Source organism: Paraburkholderia sp. (assembly GCF_026225065.1).
GTDB lineage: Bacteria > Pseudomonadota > Gammaproteobacteria > Burkholderiales > Burkholderiaceae > Paraburkholderia.
Map to the genome: position 1 here is coordinate 1 of NZ_JAMFSB010000364.1, position 18,483 is coordinate 18,483.

Annotated in this window: 19 protein-coding genes; 17 read left to right on the forward strand and 2 right to left on the reverse strand. The window is 63.8% G+C overall.

What is annotated here, in order from left to right:
• The 7 genes from M0954_RS25260 to M0954_RS25290 form a co-directional block, all read left to right on the forward strand.
• Positions 1–632, forward strand: a 632-nt coding sequence (locus M0954_RS25260) for a winged helix-turn-helix domain-containing protein (RefSeq protein WP_297356151.1), incomplete at its 5' end; no start/stop codon positions are given.
• Positions 629–1,948 (forward strand): ATP-binding protein, encoded by a 1,320-nt coding sequence (locus M0954_RS25265; RefSeq protein WP_297356153.1) that lies wholly within the window; start codon positions 629–631, stop codon positions 1,946–1,948. The genes M0954_RS25260 and M0954_RS25265, both read left to right, overlap by 4 nt.
• Positions 1,949–2,178: 230 nt before the next feature.
• The gene (locus M0954_RS25270) at positions 2,179–3,222 is read left to right on the forward strand and encodes an alpha/beta hydrolase (RefSeq protein WP_297356155.1); all 1,044 of its coding nucleotides are present in this window, start codon (positions 2,179–2,181) and stop codon (positions 3,220–3,222) included.
• A 68-nt stretch (positions 3,223–3,290) separates the two neighbouring features.
• Positions 3,291–4,073 carry a DUF3348 domain-containing protein gene (locus tag M0954_RS25275; protein WP_297356157.1) on the forward strand — a complete coding sequence of 261 codons (783 nt, stop codon included), beginning with the start codon at positions 3,291–3,293 and terminating at the stop codon, positions 4,071–4,073.
• Positions 4,058–6,154, forward strand: coding sequence for a DUF802 domain-containing protein (locus M0954_RS25280; RefSeq protein ID WP_297356159.1), 2,097 nt, complete (start codon positions 4,058–4,060; stop codon positions 6,152–6,154). Before M0954_RS25275 ends, M0954_RS25280 begins: the two co-directional genes overlap by 16 nt.
• Positions 6,151–6,801, forward strand: coding sequence for an OmpA family protein (locus M0954_RS25285; protein ID WP_122158557.1), 651 nt, complete (start codon positions 6,151–6,153; stop codon positions 6,799–6,801). Before M0954_RS25280 ends, M0954_RS25285 begins: the two co-directional genes overlap by 4 nt.
• A 13-nt stretch (positions 6,802–6,814) precedes the next feature.
• Positions 6,815–7,471: a DUF2894 domain-containing protein gene (locus tag M0954_RS25290; RefSeq protein WP_297356173.1), complete on the forward strand. Its 657-nt coding sequence runs from the start codon at positions 6,815–6,817 to the stop codon at positions 7,469–7,471.
• 34 nt (positions 7,472–7,505) lie between these two features.
• Here the strand turns inward: M0954_RS25290 and M0954_RS25295 are convergent, their stop codons facing one another.
• Entirely contained in the window at positions 7,506–8,648 is a 1,143-nt protein-coding gene (locus M0954_RS25295) for an MBL fold metallo-hydrolase (protein WP_133893416.1), read from the reverse strand.
• 94 nt (positions 8,649–8,742) lie between these two features.
• Here M0954_RS25295 and M0954_RS25300 point away from each other — a divergent pair, with 94 nt between their 5' ends.
• Together M0954_RS25300 and M0954_RS25305 are read left to right on the forward strand one after the other, a co-directional pair.
• Positions 8,743–9,357 carry a TetR/AcrR family transcriptional regulator gene (locus M0954_RS25300; protein ID WP_297356162.1) on the forward strand — a complete coding sequence of 205 codons (615 nt, stop codon included), beginning with the start codon at positions 8,743–8,745 and terminating at the stop codon, positions 9,355–9,357.
• Between the two features lie 73 nt (positions 9,358–9,430).
• A complete protein-coding gene (locus M0954_RS25305; protein WP_122158561.1) occupies positions 9,431–9,832 on the forward strand; it encodes a DUF302 domain-containing protein in 402 nt (133 codons plus the stop codon).
• A 52-nt stretch (positions 9,833–9,884) separates the two neighbouring features.
• Here M0954_RS25305 and M0954_RS25310 read toward each other — a convergent pair whose 3' ends face one another.
• The gene (locus M0954_RS25310) at positions 9,885–10,718 is read right to left on the reverse strand and encodes a class I SAM-dependent methyltransferase (RefSeq protein ID WP_297356164.1); all 834 of its coding nucleotides are present in this window, start codon (positions 10,716–10,718) and stop codon (positions 9,885–9,887) included.
• Positions 10,719–11,254: 536 nt separating this feature from the next.
• Between M0954_RS25310 and M0954_RS25315 the strand changes: the two genes are divergently transcribed.
• The 8 genes from M0954_RS25315 to M0954_RS25350 all read left to right on the forward strand — a co-directional run.
• Positions 11,255–12,514 (forward strand): MFS transporter, encoded by a 1,260-nt coding sequence (locus tag M0954_RS25315; protein ID WP_133893413.1) that lies wholly within the window; start codon positions 11,255–11,257, stop codon positions 12,512–12,514.
• A gap of 151 nt (positions 12,515–12,665) precedes the next feature.
• Positions 12,666–13,595: a LysR family transcriptional regulator gene (locus M0954_RS25320; protein WP_133893412.1), complete on the forward strand. Its 930-nt coding sequence runs from the start codon at positions 12,666–12,668 to the stop codon at positions 13,593–13,595.
• 118 nt (positions 13,596–13,713) lie between these two features.
• On the forward strand, positions 13,714–14,208 hold the full coding sequence (locus M0954_RS25325; RefSeq protein ID WP_297356166.1) for a hydroxyquinol 1,2-dioxygenase: 495 nt from the start codon (positions 13,714–13,716) through the stop codon (positions 14,206–14,208).
• A gap of 43 nt (positions 14,209–14,251) precedes the next feature.
• The gene (locus M0954_RS25330; RefSeq protein ID WP_297356167.1) at positions 14,252–15,271 is read left to right on the forward strand and encodes a hydroxyquinol 1,2-dioxygenase; all 1,020 of its coding nucleotides are present in this window, start codon (positions 14,252–14,254) and stop codon (positions 15,269–15,271) included.
• A gap of 48 nt (positions 15,272–15,319) precedes the next feature.
• Positions 15,320–16,786 carry an aldehyde dehydrogenase family protein gene (locus M0954_RS25335; protein ID WP_297356169.1) on the forward strand — a complete coding sequence of 489 codons (1,467 nt, stop codon included), beginning with the start codon at positions 15,320–15,322 and terminating at the stop codon, positions 16,784–16,786.
• Between the two features lie 7 nt (positions 16,787–16,793).
• Complete coding sequence (locus M0954_RS25340) at positions 16,794–17,861, forward strand: maleylacetate reductase (protein ID WP_123388064.1); 1,068 nt, start codon at positions 16,794–16,796, stop codon at positions 17,859–17,861.
• 29 nt (positions 17,862–17,890) lie between these two features.
• Positions 17,891–18,199: a YciI family protein gene (locus tag M0954_RS25345; protein WP_074268913.1), complete on the forward strand. Its 309-nt coding sequence runs from the start codon at positions 17,891–17,893 to the stop codon at positions 18,197–18,199.
• 3 nt (positions 18,200–18,202) lie between these two features.
• On the forward strand, positions 18,203–18,483 hold a 281-nt coding region (locus tag M0954_RS25350; protein ID WP_297356171.1), incomplete at its 3' end, for a Rieske 2Fe-2S domain-containing protein.

Genomic DNA, 18,483 nt, shown 5'->3' on the forward strand with positions numbered 1-18,483 from the left:
GTCGCCAGATGCGCGCCGTGCTAGAGCAGGGCGCGCCTGATCTGATCGTGCTCGACCTGATGATGCCCGGCGAGGACGGTCTCGTCCTGTGCCGGGAATTGCGTGCGGGCAAGTTTCGCGCCGTGCCTGTCTTGATGCTGACCGCCCGCAGTGAAGAGACCGATCGCATTGTCGGGCTGGAAATGGGCGCCGACGATTACCTGTCCAAGCCGTTTGCGGTGCGCGAACTGCTGGCGCGCATCCGCTCCGTCCTGAGCCGCGCGAGGATGCTGCCGCCGGGCATGCAGGTGACGGAAATCTCGCCGATGATCAGCTTTGGCGACTGGCGGCTCGACACGGTCGCACGCCATCTGCTCGACGCCGAGGGCACCATGGTGGCCCTGAGCGGAGCGGAGTACCGGCTGCTGCGCGTATTTCTCGATCACCCGCAGCGCGTACTCACACGAGACCAGTTGCTCAACCTGACCCAGGGCCGCCAGGCCGATGCGTTCGACCGCTCGATCGATCTGCTGGTCAGCCGTTTGCGGCAGCGCTTGCAGGACACCGCGCGCGAGCCGCGTTACATCAAGACGCTGCGTAGCGAGGGGTATGTGTTCTCCGCTGCCGTGACCATGGTCGAAGGCAATCAATGAAACGCAATGCCTTGCTGCGATGGCCGCGCACGATGTTCGCGAGACTTGCGCTGATTCTCTTTATCAGCCTTGCGCTGGTGCAAACGCTGTCGGTCTGGCTCACCAGGACGGAGCGGGACCAGACCATGACCAACGTGATGATGGGTTACATCGAGCGTGAGGTTACGAGCTCTGTCGCGTTGCTCGATCATTTGCCGCCCAGCGAGCGTGCGGAATGGCTACCGCGGCTGGCGCGGCGTACCTACACCTTCGCTCTGGGGCCCGGCGTGAGCGGCGCGCCGCCCGACGCGCAACTCTCGGCGCGGGTAGCGCAATCCATCGCGGATGGCATCGGCAAGCGCTATCCGCTCACGGCCAACGCCGTACCGGGCGACCCGGATCGCCTGCAGGTTCATTTGCAACTGAGTGACGGCACGCCGCTGACGATCGACTACCACCCCATGCCCAGTGCGCCGCTGTCACCGTGGTTGTCGTGGGTGCTGGTGCTGCAACTGGCGGTTCTGGCCGCATGCTGCTGGCTGGCCGTACGCATTGCGACGCGCCCATTGAGCGAGCTGGCGCGTGCGGCCGATACGCTCGGCCCCGATCTCAAAGCGGAGCGCCTGCCCGAAGACGGGCCGGACGAAGTGGCGCGCGCGGCGCGAGCGTTCAACGCCATGCAGGACCGCATCACGATGTACATGACAGAGCGCTTGCAGATCCTCGCGGCAATTTCGCACGATCTGCAAACACCGATCACCCGCATGCGTTTGCGCGTCGACGTGATGGACGAGAGTGCAGAGGGCGCAAAACTGCAGCAAGACCTGCGGGAAATGGAAACGATGGTCAAGGAAGGCGTTACCTATGCGCGCACGATGCATGGCGCCACTGAAGCGCCGCTACGGATCGATCCGGATGCGCTGTTCGACAGCCTCGTGCTCGACTACGTGGACGCCGGCAAGGACGTGTCGCTGCACGGGAAAATCTCCACCGCGTTAGTGACGCGTCCCCAGGCGTTGCGCCGGATCGTAGGCAATCTGGTCGACAACGCGCTGAAGTTCGGCGGCTCGGCCGAGATCAGACTGGCCGCTTCGAAGGGCGGGCAGGTGACAGTCTCCGTGCTCGATCGCGGGCCGGGTATTCCGGCCGAATCGCTGGAAGCGGTGTTCGAGCCGTTCTATCGGCTGGAGGGGTCGCGCAACCGTGGCACGGGTGGCACGGGGCTCGGCCTCGCGATTGCTCGCCAACTCGCTTTGGCGATGGACGCGTCGCTGTCATTGCAGAACCGGCCCGAAGGCGGCCTGGAAGCCAGGCTCGTGTTGAAGAGCGTTAGCTAGCATTTCCGAAAGAGGCGGCGGTTGAACCTGCCGTCTCCGTCGTTTGGTATCGCAATGTATCTGCGTCCTCGATAAATACAAACGCTTGCACTGGCGCTTTTCGCAGACACAAGCCAGATACGTCCACGGGCTTTAATACTTCCACGCCAGACGTTCTGGCTTCGCACATCAGACGTCCTAAGGGGCGTTGGCGCGAACAACCTGTGACCATTCTTTGAGGAGAATCAGTGATGCCGGAACAGATCAATAATCGACGTCGTCTTCTGCTGGGGACGACCGTGGCTGGGATCAGTTTGCTGGAGTTGGGCCTAAGCGGACTCGCGAAAGCGCAATCGAACAGCACGTCGGCGAACACATTGGCCGCAACGCGCGTAGCTTCGTTCGACAACCTTCGCCAGATCAACGCCGGAACACTGAGCATCGGTTACGCGGAAGCGGGCCCGCAGAATGGCCCCGTCGTCATTCTGCTGCACGGATGGCCGTACGATATCTACAGCTTTGCCGAGGTGACGCCGATACTTGCCGCTGCCGGCTATCGGGTCATCGTGCCGTATCTGCGTGGCTATGGCTCGACGCGCTTTCTGTCCGCGGATACGCCGCGCAACGGCCAACAGTCTGTGGTCGCCGTGGACATCATCGCGCTGATGGACGCCTTGAAGATCGACAAGGCGATCTTGGGCGGCTTCGATTGGGGCGCACGCACGGTCGATATCATCGCCGCGCTGTGGCCGCAACGGGTCAAAGCGATCGTGTCGGTGAGCGGGTATCTGATCGGCAATCAGGCAGCCGGCAATGCGCCGCTGCCACCGAAGGCTGAGCTGCAGTGGTGGTATCAGTTCTATTTCGCCACGGAGCGTGGCCAGGCGGGCTACGAAGCGAACCGTCACGACTTCAACAAGCTGATCTGGCGTCTCGCATCGCCCAAATGGAATTTCGACGATGCGACCTACGACCGCTCGGCTGAGTCGTTCAACAATCCCGATCACGTCGCGGTGGTGATTCACAACTACCGCTGGCGTCTTGGCCTCGCCCAGGGCGAGCCGCAATACGACGCACTCGAAGCGCGTCTCGCGACAGCGCCGGCCATCTCGGTGCCGGCCATCACCATGGAGGGCGATGCCAACGGTGCGCCGCATCCCGAACCGGCCGCCTACGCGAAGAAGTTTACCGGCAAGTATCAACACCGGAACATCGACGGCGGCATTGGACACAACCTGCCCCAGGAAGCGCCGAAGGCCTTTGCCGACGCCATCCTCGACGTCGTCCGGCTCTAACCGCCTGGCAATCCGGCCGCCTTCATCCCGTCTGAGTGTAAACTGCTGCCTTTTTTGCCTCTGACGGAATGGTGCAAGCTTCGCAACGTACAGCAGCTTCCAGCGGTCCGGCACTTATTCGCTTACTCGCCCGTCTGACGGACGTCGAGGTTGCCGAATCCAGCCAATCGCTCTCGGACCGGCTCAGCCAATGGCTCGGCTGGACCGATGCCATCGGGCTTTCCACCGCGCTGAGCGGCAACCCGCCGGTTGTCGCGCCCGGTGCGCGGGCGTTCGGCAGCGCGGAGGAGAGCGAGTGCGCCCGCGTGCGCGCTTCGTTGACGAGTACCATTGCCCGCGAGACCACGCTCTCCGCCGCGAACCGGCGCGGTTCGCCGAGAGAGCCCGCGCAAGCCGCTCCTACCGAGGTGGTAGTCGATTACGCGGTGTTCCGTCAACAATACCAGTCGATCCAGCAGACGATGGACACCGACATCGGCAATCTGCGCGGCCGGCTACGGGCGATGCTGGCCGCCAGAACGCCCGCCATGGCCCGCCTCGCCGTCGTGGACGCCATCATGGAGCGCGCTTTGAGCCCGCGTGAGCGGAATCTGCTGGCGGGCGTCCCTGGCATGCTCGCGGGGCATTTCGACCGTCTGCGTCTGGCCGAGCAGGCTTCGCTGGCCGACGCCGACGCCGCGGGGGAGAGCGCCGCGGTCAAGGCCGGCACATGGCAGAACGTGTTCCGCAAGGATATGCAGAGCGTGTTGCTCGCCGAACTGGATGTTCGTTTTCAACCGGTCGAGGGGCTGCTTGCGGCCCTTCGCACCCCTTTGCACCCCGCAACCGGGACGCTATGTCCAAGCATCTGATTAATCTCGCTGTTTTTCTGGCTGGTCTGGCCGCTGTGTCCTGGATCGGGGTGGGCTACATCGGCTCGAATCCGCTGGCGCTGATCGTGACGTTGCTGGTGGGCGCCTGCTACGTCGCTGGCGCGCTTGAGTTGTGGCGCTACAGTCAGGGTACTCAGACGTTGACGCGGGCCGTCGCGGGTCTGTCCACGCGACCGTCCAGCCTGGGCGCCTGGCTTGAACCGATCCATCCGACCCTGCGCAATGCAGTGAGTCTGCGCGTCGAGGGTGAGCGCGTGGCCATGCCGGGACCGGCGTTGACGCCGTATCTGGTCGGCCTGCTCGTGTTGCTGGGCATGCTGGGGACGCTGCTGGGCATGGTAGCGACCCTGCGGGGCACCGGCCAGGCGCTGCAGAGCGCGACGGACCTTGATGCGATCCGCTCCTCGCTCGCCGCACCGGTCAAAGGTCTGGGATTCGCATTCGGCACCTCGATTGCCGGTGTAGCCACTTCCGCGATGCTGGGGCTGCTCTCCGCGCTGTGCCGGCGCGAACGGGTCGAAGCGGCGCAACTGCTCGACCTCAAGGTGGCGACGACCTTGCGCGTCTACTCGCAGGCCCATCAGCGTGACGAGACCTTCAGGCTGCTGCAGCGGCAGGCTGAGATGATGCCGACCCTGGTCGATCGCCTGCAGGCGATGATGGCCACCATCGAGCAACAGAGCGTCGCGCTGAGCGAGCGGCAGATCGTCACTCAGGATGCCTTCCATAGCAAGGCTGCGGCTGCCTACACGCGCCTCGCGGCGTCAGTGGAGCAGTCGATGAGGGCGAGCGTCGCCGATAGCGCCCGCGCCGCCAGCGCGGCGCTGCAGCCGGTCATGGAAGCGACGATGGCCGGTCTCGCACGCGAAACGGCTGGCTTGCACGACACCGTGACGCTGGCCGTCGAGCGGCAGTTGGACGGGCTGTCGAGCGGTTTCGCGGCCACCACCACAAACGTGGCGGGCATCTGGACCGAGGCGCTGGCAGGGCAGCAACGTTCGAGCGAGGCGCTCGCGGACAATCTGCGGACTTCGCTGCAGCGCTTCACCGAGACTTTCGAGCAACGCTCGGCGGGCTTGCTGGAAAGCGTCTCTGCACGCATGGATGCCACGGCGGGCAGTGTGTCGCAAGCGTGGAGCGAAGCCATGGCGCAGCAAGAGCGCGTCGGAGCGACGTTGGCCGGCCACAACGAGCAGGCTCTGGCTGCCGCTGCTGCGACCTTCGAACAGCATTCTGCGACGCTGCTGCGCACCGTGAGCGAGTCGCATGCGAACCTGCAGACCGAATTGGCTTCGCGCGACGAACAACGTTTGACGGCATGGACCGAGGTGCTCGGTTCGATGGCGGCGTCGCTGGCCAAGGAGTGGGAGCAGGCAGGCACCAGCACGGCGAACCGGCAACAGGAAATCTGCACAACGCTGGAACAAACCGCGCGGGACATATCCGCTCAGAGCCAGGCGCACGCCAGCGAGACGATTGGCGAGATATCCAGACTCGTGCAAGCGGCGTCGGAAGCACCGAAAGCGGCGGCCGAAGTCGTCGCGGAATTGCGCCAGAAACTATCCGACAGCATGGTCCGCGATACCGCGATGCTCGAAGAGCGCAGCCGTCTGCTGGCCACGCTGGAAACCCTGCTCGACGCCGTGAACCACGCCTCCACGGAGCAGCGCTCGGCTGTCGATGCGCTCGTCGCCACGTCGGCGGATCTGCTGGAGCGCGTCGGCACGCAGTTCACCGACAAGGTCGAGGCCGAAACCGGCAAACTCGGCGCGGTGGCCGCGCAGGTCACCGGCAGCGCCGTCGAAGTCGCGAGCCTCGGCGAAGCGTTTGGTGCGGCCGTGCAGATGTTCGGCGAGTCGAACGACAAGCTGGTGACCCATCTGCAGCGTATCGAAACCGCGCTGGACAAGTCGCTCGCCCGCAGCGACGAACAGCTTGCCTACTACGTGGCGCAGGCTCGTGAAGTGATCGATCTGAGCATGATGTCGCAGAAGCAGATCGTCGAGGATCTGCAGCAGATCGCCAGTCAGCGCGCATCCGCCGGAGCCGATGCGGCATGAGCGAGGACATCGATGGCGGCGCGGAAGCGACCGCGCCGATATGGCCTGCCTTCGCCGACCTGATGTCGGCGTTGCTGGGTGCGTTCGTGCTGATCCTCGTATGTGTGATTGGCGTGCAGCTCGAACTCTCGACCCGGCTCGAACAGGAGGTCAAGCAGCGGCAGATGGAGACGCAGCGCCGCAAGACCCTCGAGCAGGCATTGGCGGGGCCGCTGGCTGCTGGACGCGTGACGCTGGTGAACGGGCGCATCGGCATCAACGGCAGCGTGTTGTTCGCGCTGAACTCCGATCAGTTGCAGCCTGAGGGTCGTGAGATTTTGAAGAGCCTGGCGGGGCCGCTGTCTGCGTATCTTCGGGCCAGTGACCAGATCCTGATGGTGAGCGGCTTTACCGACGACCGCCAGGTGAAGGGGGCTAACCGCGGCTTTGCCGACAACTGGGAGCTCTCGGCCCAGCGAGCGTTGACGGTGACGCGTGCGTTGATCGATGAAGGTATTCCGGTATCCTCAGTATTTGCGGCCGCGTTCGGTTCCGGGCAGCCGGTCGGTTCGAATGCCGACGAAGCAGGGCGTGCCCGCAACCGGCGTGTGGAAATCGCGCCGGTTCCGAGGCCGTCGTCTAACGCTACGGTGAAATCCGGTGACTAGCGGCAGTGGCGATATGAGCGGCAGCGATACGGCGAGCGGAGTCCGCGCGACGCTCGACGTCTGGCGCGAGCGCGGCGCCGATCGTCTGAATCCTGTCCGTTTTCGTTTTATTGAGGCGCTGGAGCGGCGGGCCGCCGGCCATAACGGCGAGGCACGACGTATTCTCGACAGCAGGCTTTCTGTTTTGGTCGCGGCCTATGCGCAGGCTCTTGAACGCGCCGAGTCGTGTGACACAGAAGCTGGATCTACGACCGCAACGTCGTCGTCGGGAAACACGCCGCCCGCTCGCGGAGCGCTTGCTGAGTTGACGGCTTACATGGCCAATCATGCACGGGCGGCGGATGGCCCCGCGCCGCGCTCGCACTCGTATCCCGAACTCGAGCTACTCGATTACTTCAGGGATGTCTGGTCGAAGCTCAGCGCGGAGAGCCAGTTGCGGCAGTCGCTGGAGCAGGTGCCTGGCAATGCCGGTCCACTCAATTCGAGTAGCCTCGTGCATCGGGCGCTTTCGTTGATGCGTGAACTCTCGCCGGGTTATCTGCAACAGTTTCTGTCGTACGTTGATGCTCTGTCGTGGATGGAACAGATAAACGGTGACGACGTCGCGGCGAGTAAAGATGCGCCTCGTGCCGGGAGCGCGAAGAAGGGCGCTCGGGGCAAACACCGCTAGCGCTAACGCTGAACGTTAAGCGCCCCGCGGATGCCTAGCTCGACGAGTTCGTCTGCTCAGCATTGCGGCAACCCAACAGGCGCCGCAGCGTCCCGGGTTCTTCCACCACCACGCCGGCCTCCGCAACCTCGCGCCACCAGCGCTGACCGCGATGCGGTGCGGCCAGATCCAGCCGCTCCCCCATGCGCGGCGTCGCCAGCAGAATCCCGCGCGACATGGCAAGTCCTACCACGCGTTCGAACGGCTCTTGCCAGCGATGCATGGCCAGATCGAACGTGCCGTTGTGAATCGGCACCATCCAGCGGCCGCGCAGATCGACATGGGCCTGCACGGTTTCATCAGGCTGCATGTGCACATACGGCCATTGCGCGTCGTAGGCGCCCGTTTCGAGCAGCGTCACATCGAACGGACCGAGCCGCTCGCCGATCGCCTTGAAACCGTCGAAGTAGCCGGTGTCGCCGCTGAAGAACACGCGCAGATCGCCGTCCACGATCACCCATGAGGCCCACAACGTACTGTTGCCATCAAAGAGGCTGCGGCCGGAGAAATGCTGGCCAGGCGTTGCGGTGAACGTCAGGCCGTCGATGTTCGTGCCTTGCCACCAGTCGAACTGCTGGACCTTCGACGCATCGATACCCCACTCGATCAGGCGGTCGCCGACACCCAGCGGCGTGAGGAACACGCCCGTTTTAGCGGCGAGCGCAATCACCGTCTCGCGGTCCAGGTGATCGTAGTGGTCGTGCGACAGAATCACGCCGCGCAGCGGCGGCAGATCGGCCAGCGCGATCGGCGGTGCATGAAAACGCTTTGGGCCAAAGCGCCGGAAAGGCGACGCCCGTTCGGCGAAGACCGGGTCGGTCAGCCAGAACTCGCCGCGCAGCTTGAGCAGCATGGTCGAATGCCCGAGGCGATACAGGCTGCGATCCGGCGCCGCATCGAGCTGTTCGCGCGTCAGCGCGTCGACGGGCATGGCGGCGGCCGGCGCGGTGCCGGCGGGCTTGTTGAGCAACATATTCCAGACGATGCCCAAGGTCTTGCCGATACCTTCGACAGGACGCGGCTTGACGTTGCGAAAGCGTTCGCCGTCGTGCTGGGCTGAGGAGTCGAACGACTCGCGCCCGCGACGGGCGGCTGTCAGGCCCAAAGCGCGGCGGATGGATCCGGTGAACGATGTCATGTAAGGCGTCCCGATACGGAAGGTGGGCGGAAAGTAGACTGTTCAGTGTAGTTTATCCTGAAAAAAAGTAAACTGCATAGTGTAAAATTTGGCCATGGATACCCGCGATACGCCTCTCCGTTTGACCGACCGCAAGCGCGCCGCCATCATCAGTGCGGCGATCGAAGAATTCCTTGCGGCCGGTTTCGACGCCACCAGCATGGACCGCGTCGCTGCTCGGGCCGGCGTCTCGAAGCGCACGGTCTACAACCATTTTCCGAGCAAGGAAGCGCTGTTCGCCGCGATCATGCGGCAACTGTGGGAATCGAGTGACGCCGGCGCGGCACCGGCTTATTCCGCCTCGGAGCCGTTGCGTCCGCAGTTGCTCCAACTGCTGCTGAAAAAGCTCAGCCTGCTGAATAACGAGGCGTTTCTCTCGCTCGCGCGGGTGGCGATTGCGGCGGGCATTCATTCGCCGGAGCGCGCGCGCGACATGGTAGCGCGCATGGGCGAGCGTGAAGAAGACCTGACCATATGGGTCCGCGCAGCGGCGGCCGATGGGCGTCTCAAGACCTCAGATCCGGTGTTCGCTTCGCTGCAGTTGCAGAGTCTGGTGAAGGCGTTCGCTTTCTGGCCGCAGGTGACGATGGGGCAGCCGCCTCTTGGCAAGGCCGAACAGAAGCACGTAGCGGAATCCGCGGTGGATATGTTTCTGGCGCGTTATGCGTGAATGCTGAAGAACGGGCGGGAAATCCGGCCTATGCTATAGCGTCCGCCCTTTCTCTGCGATCTTCGGAGCGATCATGTCCACACCCGCAACAGATAACGGCATCGTCACGGTGCCGACGCATCGCACGGTGGAGCAAGCCGCCGACAAACTCGCTTCGTTGATCGAAGCCAAGGGCATCCTCCTGTTTGCGCGCATCAACTTTGCGGCGGATGCGGAGCGCGCCGGGCTCACGATGAACCCGTCGCAATTGATCGTGTTTGGCAATCCGCGAGCCGGCACGCCGCTAATGCAGGCGGTGCCCACCGCTGCGCTTGATTTGCCGCTCAAGGTGCTGGTGTGGCAGGACGGCGACCACCGCGTCTGGTACTCGTATAACGCGACGAGCTATCTGCAGGAACGGCATGGGTTGGCTGCGGATCTGATGAAACCCATTGATGCCGTTGCAGCGCTTGTGCAGGCGGCTGCGGCTGAGTGAACGCGGCGTCGTTGTCGGTCGAATTCAGTTCGTCCCGAACAGGCTCACCGAATCAGGCAGCCTGAGCCGTAATCAATCGCAGACCCCAACCCGCGCGAATCGTGCCGTCGCTTTGCTGTAAGCGAGAGAGTCTTTGCAGTAACGCCGCGCGCAGTCGTTCGCGTGGCGCTTCGGCCATCCGGTCAATATCGTAGGTCCCGAGCAGCGAGTTCCACAGTTCGTCGGGACTGGGTGCCCATTCGATTTCAACGTCTTCAAACTCGATGTTCTGGAACTCGCGACCGAGGAGTTCGATCCAGCCGTCTTCAGTGCTCGTTCGGCGGTCTCCAAACGGCAGGTGTGACAGATGTTCCCTGGCGATCGGCCTGAAAACCTCCATAAAAATTTCGCGTACCTCTCCTTGCAGGAAGCTTCGCCCGACGATTGCGGCCAACCGTCCACGCGGGCGTAGAACGCGCCGGATCTCGCTGAGCACCTGCTCGATATCCCGCATGAGCATCAAGGCCATGTGGGATATGACGACGTCCACCGAGCCTGTACCGAGAGACAAGGTCTGGGCACGCTCGTTTAACAGGGTGACATCGCCCGGCAGCGCCGCGCTTGCTGCGTCCAGTTCGCTCTGGCTCATGTCTACGCCAACGAGCCGCAGCGGTGAGCGCCGACGCTCAGCCAGCAGCTTGAGCAGATATCCGTCGCCACAAGCGAGATCAAGGACCGTTTGTGCGGTAGCGGCAGTGGGTACGCAGGAGGCGAGAAGCGCGTATGACGATGCATATTGCGCGTGCCGCGTACGAGCGGGTAGCGCGCCAAACATGGCGCTGGTTACACCGGGCAGACGGCGATGCGCATCCTGCAGATACTGTTCGGCGGGGGACAGGTTTTCCATATATTCCTTGGGGCCTTTTCATTACAAGGGGTCTTTCGGCACGCAAGCGGAATGAGCCGGACTGGCTTGCAGTTCAACTTACACTTCGTTCCAGCCACGCCGGGGAAATCCCTCTGGTCGATACGAGCCAGAGTGTAGATGACGACGGGTCGCGAAGCGCAACTGGCCTTCGCCGGCGTCGTCCAAAGCGCTGATTTTGCCGGATTCCCATACCCCCGTACTTCTCCTGGTACGCCCGAAAACCGGCTCGCTTTCCTGCCGGGTCCCACCGCCCGGCCTTACCCACTCCCGCTTTCAGCGCACCCGCCTTTCATTGTTTGCGATTCGCGAATGACGTATTCGGCGGTTGTGCCGTACCGACTATGCCGCTCTTGCACCTATCTTTGCAGCATCGATGTCGTGCATCCACGCGCGCCGATCGATATCTGTTCAACGAACCCGACGGCGCGGCCGGAGCATGCAAACGTCGTTCGTCGGCAGCAAAGGCGCCGGTTGCCAGGCGCCCCGCATGCGGCGACCGGCTCTAGGAGACAAAGATGAAATCGAATGACTGGGATGTGGCGTATGAGTGGAAAGCCGTGGTGCTGCTGGCGCTCGGCTTCGGGCTGGTGGGCCTCGACCGGTGGCTGATCGCGCCGCTGTTCCCGTCCATCATGCGGGATCTGCACCTGACCGCGCAGGACGTCGGCAACTGCATCGGCATACTCGGGCTTTCGTGGGGCATCTTCGCGGCGCTGATGGGCGGCATCTCCGACAAGATCGGACGTCGTAAGGTGCTGATTCCGGCGATCATCGTTTTTTCGCTGCTGTCGGGCTTTTCCGGGCTCGCCGGCGGCCTGATGAGTCTGCTCGCCGTGCGCGCGCTGATGGGCGTCGCTGAAGGATCGTTTTGCCCGACGAGCTTCGCCGCCACCGCCGATGCGTCTCATCCGAAGCGGCGCGGCTTCAATCTCGGCCTCCAGCAAAGCGGCTTCGCGCTATTCGGACTTGCGCTGTCGCCGATCATCGCAACGCAACTGCTTAGTGTGATGTCGTGGCGCGGCGTGTTCGCGCTGGTGTCGATTCCTGGCCTGATTCTCGGTCTGTTGATGTTCCGCGTGATCCGTGAACCGCAAGCCGCGCCGAAGCCTGTCGCGACGACCACCGCGCGCGGCAACTGGCGCGACGTGCTGAAGAGCCGCAACATTCGCGTTGCGATGGCAGCGCTGTTCTGCGCGATGACGGGCGTGTTCGTGCTGGGCGCGATGCTGCCACTCTATCTCACCGAGTATCTGTCGCTCGACACGCAGCACATGGGCGTCGTCGTATCGGCGATCGGATTTGGTGGATTTATCGGACAGTTCGGCTTGCCGGGCCTGTCCGATCTCGTCGGCCGGCGCGTGGCGAGCATCGTCGGCTTTGCGGGCACGGCGGTCATGCTGTACCTGTTCCGTGGACTTGGCGCGCAGCCGGTCGAACTGTTCGCGGTGCTGTTCGTCGCGTCGTTCTTCACGCTTGGCCTGGTTTCGCTGCTGTCCGGACCCGTCGCGACGGAAGCCGCACCAGTGGGGATGCTTTCGACTGCAATCGGCGTCGTGGTGGGCGCGGGCGAGATCTTTGGCGGCGGCGTTGCGCCGGCGCTGGCCGGCTTCGTCGCGACGCACTTCGGAATCCAGAACATTCTCTGGCTGCCGATCTCTGCGGTGCTGCTCGGCATCGGCGTGAGTCTGCTGCTCGAAGAAACTGCACCGGCCATTCTGCGTCGACGCAATATCCGTGCTGCGCTCGAGTTGCCAGCGGCCGGACGGCCCGACTAGATTGCCCGATTCCGCACGATCACGCGGCACATCGCTCCGGAAAAACCCCAGGCATTCCAGAGCGATGCGCCGCCGGCTGTTGCAGCACGGCCCATGTACACTGACGCGCTGAACCGGAGAGACCGGTGCGATCGGCGGAGAGGGAAGCAGCGTGGACCGTTTTCTGAGTATCGAAGCCTTCGTGCGCGTAGCGGAGACCAGCAGCTTTGCCGAAGCATCGCGGCAACTCGGCGTGACGAGTTCGGTCATCACGACCCGCATCCAGCAGCTGGAGAAGTTCGTCAATGCGCCGCTCTTTCATCGAAGCACGCGGCATGTGCGGCTGTCCGAAGTGGGCGAGGCGTTCTATCGCGAATGCGCGGAAGTGGTCGGGCGCGTCAACGAACTGACCGACCAGATGCGCGAACTGCGCGCGACGCCCACCGGCCGGATGCGCATCCAGGTGCTGCCGGGCTTCGCGCTAGGCCACTTCGGCGCGCCGCTCGCCGAATTCAACCGCCGCTATCCCGGCATTCAGCTCGACGTGATCGTCAACGACCGGGTGGTCGATCCCATCGAAGAAGGCTTCGACGTCGCGTTCCAGATATTCCCGCCCATTTCCGAATCGCTGATCGAGCGGCGGCTCTTCGCGGTGCGCCGGCTGTTCTGCGCGACCCCCGCGTATGTCAGCGAGCATGGCGCGCCGCAACATCCACGCGATTTGCTGCAGCACACCACGGCGCTCTATTCGGGCTATCCCTCGCGTAATCGATGGACAATGACGCGCGGCGACGAAGTCGTCGAAATGGAATTGCCCGGCATGATCCGGTCGAACTCCGTGCACCTGCTGCGCGACTACGCGCTCACGGGCGGCGGCGTCGTATGTCTGCCGACACTCGTGGCGAGCGCCGCGCTGCTGGACGGCTCGCTCGTGCCGATCCTGACGGAGTACACGCTGTCGGCGCTGAGCTTCGCAGCCGTTTATCCCGCAACGCAACGACAGGCGCTGAAGGTGAAAGCGCTCGTCGAGTTTCTCGCCGAATATCTCGGCCCAGAGCCCGCATGGGATCGGCCGCTGATCGAGCGCGGCTGGGTGAGCTAGCGCGGCGATTATTTGCAAAGTGCAAATGCCGTAGTCGCCCGATCGCCGGTTGTTGCCGGCCCGCTGTGCTCCTAAAGTTCAATCCAACGACAAACACTTTTCATCACAGGAGACAGCGATGACCGAGTCGTCATTCCACACCGTTTTTGCCTCGCTCGACGGCTACCGCAAGGGCGAGATCGAAATCACGAGCGGCGACGCGCGCCACTACGTGTTCTCCAACGTCTTCGAAGCCGCTGCCCAGTCTGCGCCCTACGAAAAGGTCGTGGTCGGCAAGAATCTCGATTACGTGATCGAGACGCTGCGCGCGGAAGGACAGTCTGCCTGGTTCGCCTGCGCGCACGACGAATTCGTGATCCTGATGGACGGCGAAGTCCGCATCGACTTTATCCAGCTTGCCGCGCCGCCGAAGAGCGGGATCGGCACCGTTCACGCTGGCGCCAACCCCACCGGCCGTCCGATGGGCCACGTGGTGCTGCGCCGTGGCCACCAGGCGCTACTGCCGGCCCGCTGCGCGTATCGCTTCAGCGCCGAGAAAAGCGGCGTCGCCCTCGTGCAAACGATGATCGGCGAGCTCTCGGTGCAAAAGTGGGCCGACATCTGCCTGCATTGAGACGCATCGCCGAACCGAACACCGCCCATTCAGGAGACAAGCCATGGCAACCCTCACGACCAACGACCTTCCAGCCGGCTTTGCCGCCGACACCGTGCGCGCGAGCGAACCCGACACCGTGACCGGCTATCGCCGCTTCACGCTCGGCGAATTCGAATTCATGCGCGACGAGTACTTCGTCAAGATCAACTGGCCGGCCAAAGGTCAGACCCGCACCCATAACGTTCCCGCCGACGCTTTCCTGCGCGCGATGATGCGCGACGTCGCGTGGGGCTTCTTCTACGGCTGGGTCAATTTCGACCACGTGTTCGGCACGCGCAATCATTACGGCAAGGTCGATGTGTACGCCGGCTCGTTCAACGGCATCATGAAGGAAGCGGGCGTCGACTACATCGAGACCTTCGAAACGCCGACGATCATGGCGACCTTCAAGGCGATCCTGCACGACTGGACCAACGAAGGCTTCGATCCGTTCGCGGCGCCGGAAGAAACCGGCACGGCATTTGGCCGCAAGCACGGCGACAACGATGCAGCGATCGAACGCACACGGGTCGCGACGCGCCGCATGCCGGGCCTCGAAGGCGACTCGCCGCTGCGCGACGAGCTGCCCGTGAACCGCGCCTTCGCCGACGTCGTGCAGGACGAGCCGGAGGTGCATGTCGAACCCGGCTTCGAAGGGCAGTTACACGCGTTCAATCTGTTCAAGTATCTTTCGCGCTCGGACGTCACGTGGAATCCGTCGGTCACGTCAGTGTGCGGGCAAAGTCTGTTCTGTCCGACCACCGAGGAATACATCCTGCCGGTTTTTCATGGCAACGATCGCGTCGAGTGGTTCCTGCAGCTCTCCGACGAGATCGTCTGGGACATCGGCGACAAGAACACGGGCGCGCCGCGCGCGCGGATCACGATGCGCGCGGGCGACATCTGCGCGATGCCCGCCGACATCCGCCATCAAGGCTACTCGACCAAACGCTCGATGCTGCTCGTCTGGGAGAACGCGACGCCCGGCCTGCCGAAACGCTATGAGAGCGGCGAACTGAAGCCCTATCCGGTCGACTTCTGAGTGACCGGTTACTCAATTCACCGCGCCTGCATTCCCTGAAGGACTACTATGCAAACCAAACTGTTCATCGACGGCCGGTTCACAGATGCCGTCGAAGGCGGGACGATCGATGTGCTCAATCCGCATGACGGCTCGCTGATCACGAAAATCGCCGCTGCCACTGCCGCCGATGTCGATCTCACCGTAGACGCCGCCGCGCGCGCGTTCCCGAAGTGGTCCGCGATGGCGGCCGCGGATCGCGGCCGCCTGCTGCTGCGTCTCGCCGACGCGATCGAAGCCAACGCCGAAGAACTCGCGCAACTCGAATCGCTCGATACCGGCCATCCGATCCGCGATTCGCGTGCGCTCGACGTGCCGCGTACGGCTGCGTGCTTCCGTTACTTCGGAGGTATGGCCGACAAGCTGCAAGGCTCCGTGATCCCCGTCGAATCCGGCTTTCTCAACTACGTGCAGCGCGCGCCGATCGGCGTCGTGGGGCAGATCGTGCCGTGGAATTTCCCGCTGATGTTCACCAGCTGGAAGATGGGCCCGGCGCTGGCCGCCGGTAACACGGTCGTGCTCAAGCCCTCGGAAATCACGCCGCTTTCGACGCTGCGCATCGTCGAGCTGATGGCGGAGGTCGGTTTTCCGGCGGGTGTGGTCAATATCGTGGCGGGCTACGGTCACACGGCCGGACAGCGGCTCGCCGAACATGAAGGCGTCGGCAAGATCGCGTTCACCGGTTCGACGGCGACAGGGCGGCGTATCGTCGAGGCATCGCAGGGCAATCTCAAGCGCGTGCAACTCGAACTGGGCGGGAAGGGCGCCAACATCGTGTTCGACGATGCGAATCTCGACGCAGCCGTCAATGGTGCCGCGTGGGCGATCTTCCACAACCAGGGGCAGGCGTGCATTGCCGGCTCGCGACTGATCCTGCACGAGCGTATCGCCGATGCGTTCCTCGAGCGCTTCGGCGCGCTGGCGTCGACGATTCGCGTTGGCAATCCGCTCGATCCCGAGACCGAAATGGGGCCGCTCACATCGAAGCAGCATCTCGAACGCGTGCTCGCCTATGTCGATGTCGCACGTGAACAGGGTGGCCGCGTGCTGGCCGGTGGCGCCGCACCGCGCGATGCTGCGCTCGCGAACGGCTATTACGTGCGGCCGACCGTCGTCGAAGCCGCGACGCCGAACGATCGCATCGCGCAGGAAGAAGTGTTCGGGCCTTTCGTGACGGTGCTGCGTTTCCGCACCGATGAAGAAGCGTTGGCGATCGCCAATGGTACTGACTACGGCCTAGGAAGCGGACTGTGGACGCGCGATCTGTCGCGCGCACATCGCGTCGCTGGACAGATTCAAGCGGGCATGTGCTGGATCAACTGCTACAAGCGCGTCAATCCGGGAAGTCCGTTCGGCGGCGTAGGGAAATCGGGCTATGGCCGCGAGATGGGCTTCGAGGCGATGCACGACTACACGGAAGCGCGTTCGGTGTGGGTCAATGTCGATGGCAATGTGCCGCCGCATTTCCAGCGCTGAGGTTCGCATGGAGCGCTTCGTCTATCAGGGCATGCCTTCGCGCGTGGTATTCGAATGGGGCGCGCTCGCGACGCTGCCCGCGGAAGTGGAGCGTCTAGGTTCCCGCCGCGCGCTGATTCTCGCGACGCCCGACCAGCTTCCGTTAGCCGACGAGGTCGCGCGCGTACTCGGCGCACGCGCCGTGGGCGTACATGCGCAGGCCGTGATGCACGTGCCAGTCGAAGTGGCGCGCGCCGCACGCGATGCAGCGCAAGCGCTCGACGCCGACTGCTGCGTGGCCGTCGGCGGCGGCTCGACGATCGGGCTTGGCAAGGCGATCGCGCTCGAATCGTCACTGCCGATCGTTGCAGTGCCCACGACTTACGCCGGTTCCGAGATGACGCCGATCTACGGACTCACCGAAGGCCGTCTCAAGCGTACGGGCCGCGACGCGCGTGTGTTGCCGCGCACGGTGATCTACGATCCGTCGCTGACGTTATCGTTGCCGGTGGCGGTATCGGCCGCGTCGGGCATCAACGCGATGGCGCACGCGGTGGAAGCGCTCTATGCCGAAGACGCGAACCCGGTCGTCAGTCTGATGGCGGAAGAAGCGATCCGTGCGCTGGGCGAAGCGCTGCCCGTTATCGTTCGTATACCTGATGACAAGACGATGCGCAGCCGCGCGCTGTACGGTGCGTGGCTCGCGGGAACGTGCCTCGGATCGGTGGGCATGGCGCTGCATCACAAACTGTGTCACACGCTCGGCGGCACGTTTAATCTGCCGCACGCGCAAACACACGCAGCGATGCTGCCGCATACCGCGCACTATAACCATACCGCGGCACCCGACGCGCTGGCGCGCGTGGCACGTGCGCTCGGCGGCAACGATGCGGCCGATGCGGGTTCGCTGCTGTTCGAACTCAACCGCGCGCTCGGTATTCCGGCGGCGCTTGCGCAGATCGGCATGCCGGAAGAAGGGCTCGACGAAGCGGCGGATCTCGCGTGCAAGAATCCCTACGCGAATCCACGCCCCATCGAACGCGATGCGATTCGTGCGCTGCTGCAGCGCGCGTGGCAAGGTGCGGCGCCGGCCTGAGCACGAAAGACCAATTCATGGAGGAAGACATGCGACGTTTCTTCGCCGTATTTGCCACCGATAAACCTGGCATGCGCGACGTGCGCGAACGCGTGCGCCCGAATCATCGAAGCTGGCTGCGCAGCGCCGCACACGGCGTGCTCGTGCGTCTCGGCGGTCCGACGCTCGCGCCACAATGCGACGCGATGAACGGCACGTTGCTGGTTGTCGAAGCGGAAGGCATCGACGATGTGATGGCGTTTGTGAGCAACGATCCGTACATGCAGGCGGGGCTGTTCGATCGCGTTGAAGTGCGGCCGTGGGACTGGAGCCTCGGCAATCCCGAGCGGAGAGTGTAGGCGATGGACGGGACGCGGCTCTGTCTTTTCGCCGATGTGCCGGACGGCGGCGCGCGGGTTGTGGATGGAACAGATGAGCGCGTGCCTATTGTGATCGTGCGGCGTGGCGAGCAGGTCTGGGCCTATGCCAACCGCTGCCCGCATTTTTCGGTGCCGCTCGACTTCGAGCCTGGCGAAGTCTTGTGCTATCGCGAGCAGGTGCTGATGTGCGCGCACCATAGCGCGCTGTTTCGCTTCGAGGACGGACATTGCATCGAAGGTCCGTGCGCAGGGGCGAATCTGGA